Source organism: Anoxybacillus sp. LAT27, from assembly GCF_022030075.1.
Lineage (GTDB): Bacteria > Bacillota > Bacilli > Bacillales > Anoxybacillaceae > Anoxybacillus > Anoxybacillus kestanbolensis.
Window position 1 is genome coordinate 1 of the sequence record NZ_JAIWYK010000366.1, and the last position, 227, is coordinate 227.

1 protein-coding gene is annotated in these 227 nt (G+C 50.2%); it reads right to left on the reverse strand.

Going from position 1 to position 227, the window contains the following annotated elements; genetic code table 11:
• Positions 1 to 227, reverse strand: a 227-nt coding sequence (locus tag LD028_RS09815) for a 2'-5' RNA ligase family protein (RefSeq protein WP_237811708.1), incomplete at both ends; no start/stop codon positions are given.

Here is a 227-nt window from a genome sequence, read left to right on the forward strand (position 1 = left end):
TTCGTTTGGCTCGACTTTCAAATAAATGATAGGGCTTGTCGGGTAAAACGAGCTGAATTTCGTCACTTTGATCGGAATTGGCTCCGTTTCCGCTGCGATGCGGCGCAGCTCTTTCGTCATTTCTTTGATTTGCTCCTCATCCGCCTCAAACGGGTATTTCAATGTAATGTGCGGCGGGATGAGGGCGTAATGGCTGTCGTACCGCTTCCGGTACGAGTTGGCGAAGT